This is a genomic window from Actinoplanes sp. ATCC 53533 (assembly GCF_003947245.1).
The window spans coordinates 1-5,803 of sequence record NZ_QHHV01000304.1 but is presented as its reverse complement, the minus strand read 5'-3'; the positions used below and the strand labels follow the sequence as shown (position 1 = coordinate 5,803).

General features: G+C 68.0%; 6 protein-coding genes and 1 riboswitch. Of the genes, 3 read left to right on the top strand and 3 right to left on the bottom strand.

Translation table 11 applies throughout. From position 1 onward, the window contains the following. The coding region (locus tag DMB66_RS54760; RefSeq protein ID WP_199753197.1) for a ribonucleotide-diphosphate reductase subunit beta at nt 1-299 on the bottom strand (299 nt) is incomplete at its 3' end. After that, nucleotides 300-2,702: a ribonucleoside-diphosphate reductase subunit alpha gene (locus DMB66_RS54755; protein WP_125811961.1), complete on the bottom strand. Its 2,403-nt coding sequence runs from the start codon at nt 2,700-2,702 to the stop codon at nt 300-302. It lies immediately after the preceding gene. Between the two features lie 131 nt (nt 2,703-2,833). Next, a riboswitch (cobalamin riboswitch) is annotated at nt 2,834-3,046 on the bottom strand. Nucleotides 3,047-3,159: 113 nt separating this feature from the next. On the opposite strand from DMB66_RS54755, the gene DMB66_RS54750 reads away from it, so the two are divergent. Next, entirely contained in the window at nt 3,160-3,822 is a 663-nt protein-coding gene (locus DMB66_RS54750) for a UdgX family uracil-DNA binding protein (protein ID WP_125811960.1), read from the top strand. Here DMB66_RS54750 and DMB66_RS54745 read toward each other — a convergent pair. Next, nucleotides 3,794-4,495, bottom strand: coding sequence for a GNAT family N-acetyltransferase (locus tag DMB66_RS54745; RefSeq protein WP_233625523.1), 702 nt, complete (start codon nt 4,493-4,495; stop codon nt 3,794-3,796). The genes DMB66_RS54750 and DMB66_RS54745 overlap by 29 nt on opposite strands. Nucleotides 4,496-4,567: 72 nt before the next feature. Here DMB66_RS54745 and DMB66_RS54740 point away from each other — a divergent pair, with 72 nt between their 5' ends. Together DMB66_RS54740 and recA are read left to right on the top strand one after the other, a co-directional pair. Continuing rightward, nucleotides 4,568-4,768 (top strand): DUF3046 domain-containing protein, encoded by a 201-nt coding sequence (locus DMB66_RS54740; RefSeq protein ID WP_125811958.1) that lies wholly within the window; start codon nt 4,568-4,570, stop codon nt 4,766-4,768. Between the two features lie 199 nt (nt 4,769-4,967). Then, nucleotides 4,968-5,803 (top strand): recombinase RecA (gene recA, locus DMB66_RS54735; RefSeq protein ID WP_125811962.1); only part of this gene is annotated, 836 nt, incomplete at its 3' end.

Below are 5,803 nucleotides of genomic sequence, written 5' to 3'. Positions count from 1 at the left end.
ACGGCCTCCTCGAAGAGCTGCCGCGAGAGATAGAGCCGCCCCTCGGGCGAATTGACGTGCTGATAGAGGTTCAGCACCAGGTTGTTCGCGACGATGGTGTCGCCGGTGGCGAAGAAGGCGACCAGCCGGCTGACCAGGTGCTGCTCGGCGGGCGACAGCTTGGCCAGGTCGGCGAGGTCGGAGTGCAGGTCGACCTCCTCGACGGTCCAGGTGTTCTTGATCGCGTCCTTGAAGCGGTCGAAGAAGTGCGGATACTTCATCGGCCGCAGGGTCAGGTCCATTCCGGGATCCAGCAGCATCTACTGACACGCCTCGCAAGACTCGGGGTTCTCCAGGGAGCAGGCCAGCGCCTCGTCATCGCTGACCGCTTGGTCTTGGATGGTCGAGACAGCCACGGCAGGACTTACCGGCACAGTTGCGAGCTGGATCCGCGTCGCTGGCCGCGAGCGCAGGTAGTACGTGGTTTTCAGGCCGGCCTTCCACGCGTAGAGATACATCGACGAGACCTTGCCGATGGTCGGGGCGCTCATGAAGAGGTTCAGCGACTGCGACTGGTCCACGTAGGGAGCCCGAGTCGCGGCCACGTCGATGAGCGCCTTCTGCGGCAGCTCCCACGCCGTGCGGAAGAGCTCCCGGACGCCGGCGGGCAGGGCCGCGATGCCCTGCACCGAGCCATCGGCCCGCTTGATCTGCTCACGGATGGCGGCCGTCCACAGGCCACGAGTCTTCAGTTCCCGGACCAGATAGGTGTTGATCTGCAGGAATTCACCGCTCAGCGTCTCGCGCTTGAACAGGTTGCTGACCTGCGGCTCGATGCACTCGTAGCAACCTGCGATGGAGGCGATGGTCGCCGTCGGCGCGATCGCGATCAGCAGCGAGTTCCGCAGCCCGGTGGCCGCGATCCGCTGCCGCACCGCCGCCCACCGGGCGGTCTGCGTCGGCGTCACACCCCAGAGATCCGGTTGCAGGTCGCCCCTGGCCGCTCTCGTCTCCGGGTATGCGGGGTGCGGGCCGGACTGCTCAGCGAGGGTGGCCGAGCTCTCCAGCGCGGTCAGGTAGATCTCCTCGGCGACCAGCGTGCTGAGTTCCTGCGCGGCAGGCGAGTCGAAGGGCAGCCGCAACGCGAAGAACGCGTCCTGCAGGCCCATCAGCCCGAGCCCGACCGGCCGCCACCGCGGATTGCTCGCCGCGGCCTGCTCGCTCGGGTAGTAGTTGATGTCGATGACCCGGTCCAGGAAAGCGACCGCGGTCCGCACGGTCGCGCGCAGCTTCTCCCAGTCCACCTCCTCGCCCCGCAGATGCCCGGCGAGGTTGATGGAGCCGAGGTTGCAGACGGCCGTCTCGTCGTCCGAAGTGACCTCGAGGATCTCCGTGCAGAGGTTCGACAGGTGGACCGTGTTGCCCGGCGCGCCGGTCTGGTTGCTCAGCCGGTTCGACGGGTCCTTGAACGTCATCCAGCCGTTGCCGGTCTGCGCCAGCGTGCGCATCATCCGCCCGTACAGATCGCGGGCCTTGACGGTCTTGACCGCCTTCTTCTCCGCGACCCGGTATGCGGCGTCGAACTCCTCGCCATAGAGATCCGGCAGCTCCGGCGCCTCCGACGGGTCCACGAGCGACCAGTCCTCGTCGGCCTCGACCCGGCGCATGAACTCGTCCGGGATCCAGTTGGCCAGGTTCAGGTTGTGCGTACGGCGGGCATCCTCACCGGTGTTGTCCCGCAGCTCCAGGAATTCCTCGATGTCCGGGTGCCACGGCTCGAGGTAGACGCAGGCCGCGCCCTTGCGCCGGCCGCCCTGGTTGACGGCGGCCACGCTGGCGTCGAGCGTGCGCAGGAACGGCACGATGCCGTTGGACTGCCCGTTGGTGCCGCGGATCAGCGCGCCGCGGCCCCGCACCCGCGACCACGAGATGCCGATCCCGCCGGCGAACTTCGACAACCGCGCCACCTGCTGATATCGCTCGTAGATCGAGTCGAGCTCGTCCTTCGGCGAATCCACCAGGAAGCACGACGACATCTGGGTGTGGCGCGTGCCGGAGTTGAAGAGCGTCGGCGAGCTGGGCAGGTAGGCCAGCGACGACATCAGCCGGTAGAACGCGATCGCCTCACCTGCGTTGGTGGACAGGCCGCAGGCGACCCGCAACAGCCAGTACTGCGGCGTCTCCACGACCAGGCGGGATCGCGGATGACGCAGCAGGTAACGGTCCGCTACCGTCCGCAACCCGAAGTATTCGAAGCGCAGATCGCCGGACGGATCCACGGCGTCGTCGAGCTTGCGCGCGTTCTTGGCCACGAAGGCGGCGGTCTCGTCACCGATCAGCCCCTCCGCGTGGCCGCGGGCGATCGACTGGCTGAAGCTCGCGATGCCCTGCCCGCGAACCTCCTTGTCGACGAAGGCCGCCAGCAGCCGGGCCGCCAGCCGCGAATACTGAGGTTCCTCGCCGATCAGCTCCGCGGCCGTCTGGATCGACAGCTTGTCCAGCTCCGCGGTGGTCGCACCGTCGTAGAGACCGCTGATGGTCTTCGTGGCGACCCGCAGCGGGTCGACCTCGTCAAGGTCGGCGACCCAGCGCTCGACCGCCTTGACGATCTTGTTGACGTCGACCGACTCGGTCGCGCCGTTGCGCTTGCGCACCTGCATCGCGTGCCGGCGTTGCTCCGGCACGGCGGGATCGTACGCAGTCTCGTCCTGCGTGACCGTCATGAACTCTCTCTCCTCGCGAGCCCGTTGGCGGAACGGTCTTCGGGCGCGCAGGAGGACGCCGGCGAACGCGGCTGTGCGCGTACACCTGAAGTGGCGTCGGCTGTCCCACGCGGCCTCGGACCGCCGCACGCGAAAGCGTGCGGCGCGCTGGCAGGTCTTCGGACTCGCGGGCCTGACCGTTGCCGGTCGCCTAGTGGCCGTCGCTTCCCGGGCCCGGGCCCAGTGCTTGATGACGGCGGTCGTTCCCGCTCACCGCTGCGGGGGCAGTCCCGGTCTCTCACCGGGTTCCCTCTTGCCTCGCACCGTCCTGGAGGGACGGCCGAACCAGCTGCGGGCAACACCATATCTAGGTGTGGTGTGCGATGTACAACCCAACATGTCGTGTCGGCGTGTCGGATCATGCTCGAGCGGGTGAGCCCCCGCGCGTGGACCAGAGGCGAGGGGGTAAAACGTCTGCATGGCTATGACGCAAGCCCCGCCCGGTGCCCAGGAGTTCATTCCAGCCGACGCGCACAGCCTCGACGAGCTCAAGGCGGCGGCGCCCGGCTGCCGAGGCTGCGAGCTCCACGAGAACGCCACTCAGGTGGTATTCGGCCGGGGCGCCGAACACGCCCGGCTGGTGCTGGTGGGGGAGCAGCCCGGCGACATCGAGGATCAGCGGGGCCTGCCCTTCGTGGGTCCCGCGGGACGGCTCCTGCGCGATGCGGTCGGCGACGCCGGCATAGACCCGTCGATCATCTACTTGACCAACACCGTGAAGCACTTCCGCTTCGAGATGCGCGGCCAGCGCCGTATTCACCAGACCCCGGGCCCTGCGCACATCGCGGCCTGCCGCCCCTGGCTGGTCGCCGAGTTCTCGCTGCTCAAGCCGGATCTGGTGGTGGCGCTCGGTGCCACCGCCGCCAAAGCCCTGTTCGGACCGTCGTTCCGGGTGACGAGGTCGCGTGGCGAGCTGTTGCCGTGGCCGGCCTCGGCGCAGCGACCGCAGGACTTCCCGGGCGTCGAGTCACGCGCGCTGGCCACCATCCACCCGTCCGCGGTGCTGCGGGCCGACGACCGGGACGCCGCCTACCGTGGCCTGGTCGACGACCTCAAGATCGCGGCGACGGTGCTGGGCTGACCGGCACGCGCAACGACACGGTTCGCTGCTCCTTGCGGCGCACGAAGCCGAGCGACGTGAACAGGCGGTTCGCGGGAGCGTTGGCCGCCACGGTGTGCAGGAAAGGGCGCTCGCCACGGTCGTAGATCTCGGCTGCGACGGCGAGCACGAGCCGCGCCGCCAGGCCGCGACGGCGATAGGCGGGATCGGTGCAGACCGCGCTGATCTCGCTCCAGCCCGGCGGCCGGATCCGCTCGCCGGCCATCGCCACCAGCCTGCCGTCGCGCCGGATGCCCAGGTAGGTGCCAAGCTCGATGGTTCGCGGCCCGAACGGGCCGGGCTCGGTCCGGCGGACCAGATCGATCATTTCGGGGACGTCCTCCGCCGTCAGCATGGTTGCTTCCGGATCCGGTACGGCCGGTACGGTGGCGCCGACCAGTTGCAGGGTGCCGCGGGTGCCGTGGATCTCCCAGTCCACCCCGGCCGGTGGGGTCGCCGAGATCGACAGCTCGGTGCCGGGGCCTGCCAGTGTGGCCAGGTCGTCCCAGCAGCGAGGGTCGGCGGCGTTCTCAAGGGCGAAGAACGGTGCCACTTCCGGGTCGTAGCGTGCGGCGTAACCGACGATCCGGGCGAACCGCGCGTGCGGGCCGGTGAGTGCCGCCCAGCTCGGCCGGTCAAGGACATGCACTGTCACTAGCACATAGTGATGTGTATCTCAGCGTGGCGCCAAGCGGGGTGGCTCGGGCCCCGCGAGTAGGCTTTTCCCGTGCGGTTGACGGACTTCTGGGGGCGTCTCGAACAGGCCTTCGGCTCTGCCTATGCGCGGAGTCTCGCCGCGGATCAGAGTTTCGCGGCACTCGACGGGCGCACCATTAACGAATCTATAGCTCAGGGTGTCGAGACGGTTACTATATGGCGCGCCGTGGTCTCTTCGTACCCCGATCGGGTGCCTGTTCGCCTGCGCTGACCGCTTTTTTCGTACGCTTGTTCTGGCGTGTTGCTCGATCGTCGTACACATGTTCGGCTACTGTCCTCAGCGGCGTAGTCATCCACAGGTCGCGGCCGGGCGCCGGTTTTTGTCAGACCCTAGGTCTAGCGTGACCCGCGTGGTGAACAGAAGCTCTTCGGCGAAGACGCCCGGGAAGTCGAATACAGGGGTGGCGGACATGGTGGCAGGACCTGATCGGGACAAGGCGCTAGACCTTGCTCTCGCGCAGATCGACAAGCAGTTCGGCAAGGGTTCGGTGATGCGCCTCGGGGAGCGGCCTGTTTCGCAGATGGCCGTCATCCCCACCGGCTCCATCGCCCTCGACATCGCGCTCGGTGTCGGCGGTCTGCCGCGCGGCAGGGTCGTCGAGGTCTTCGGACCGGAGTCCAGTGGTAAGACGACAGTGGCCCTGCACGCGGTTGCCAACGCCCAGCGCGGCGGCGGCATCGCGGCCTTCATCGACGCGGAGCACGCGCTCGACCCCGACTATGCCCAGGCCCTCGGCGTCGACACCGACGCGCTGCTGGTGTCCCAGCCGGACACCGGCGAGCAGGCGCTCGAGATCGCGGACATGCTGATCCGCTCCGGCGCGCTCGACATCATCGTCATCGACTCGGTGGCTGCGCTCGTGCCGCGCGCCGAGATCGAGGGCGAGATGGGTGACAGCCACGTCGGTCTGCAGGCCCGCCTGATGAGCCAGGCGCTGCGTAAGATCACCGGCATCCTGAACAATTCCGGAACGACCGCGATCTTCATCAACCAGCTCCGCGAGAAGATCGGCGTCATGTTCGGCTCGCCCGAGACCACGACCGGTGGCCGGGCGCTGAAGTTCTACTCGTCGGTGCGCCTCGACGTGCGCCGCATCGAGAGCCTCAAGGACGGCACGGACGTGGTCGGCAACCGCACCCGCGTCAAGGTCGTGAAGAACAAGGTCGCCGCGCCGTTCAAGCAGGCCGAATTCGACATCATGTATGGCAAGGGCATCTCCCGTGAGGGCTCCCTGATCGACGTCGG

Coding starts and splice junctions, on each gene's coding strand:
- DMB66_RS54755 (WP_125811961.1), bottom strand. CDS start 2,702: ATGACGGTCACGCAGGACGAGACTGCGTACGATCCCGCCGTGCCGGAG.
- DMB66_RS54750 (WP_125811960.1), top strand. CDS start 3,160: ATGGCTATGACGCAAGCCCCGCCCGGTGCCCAGGAGTTCATTCCAGCC.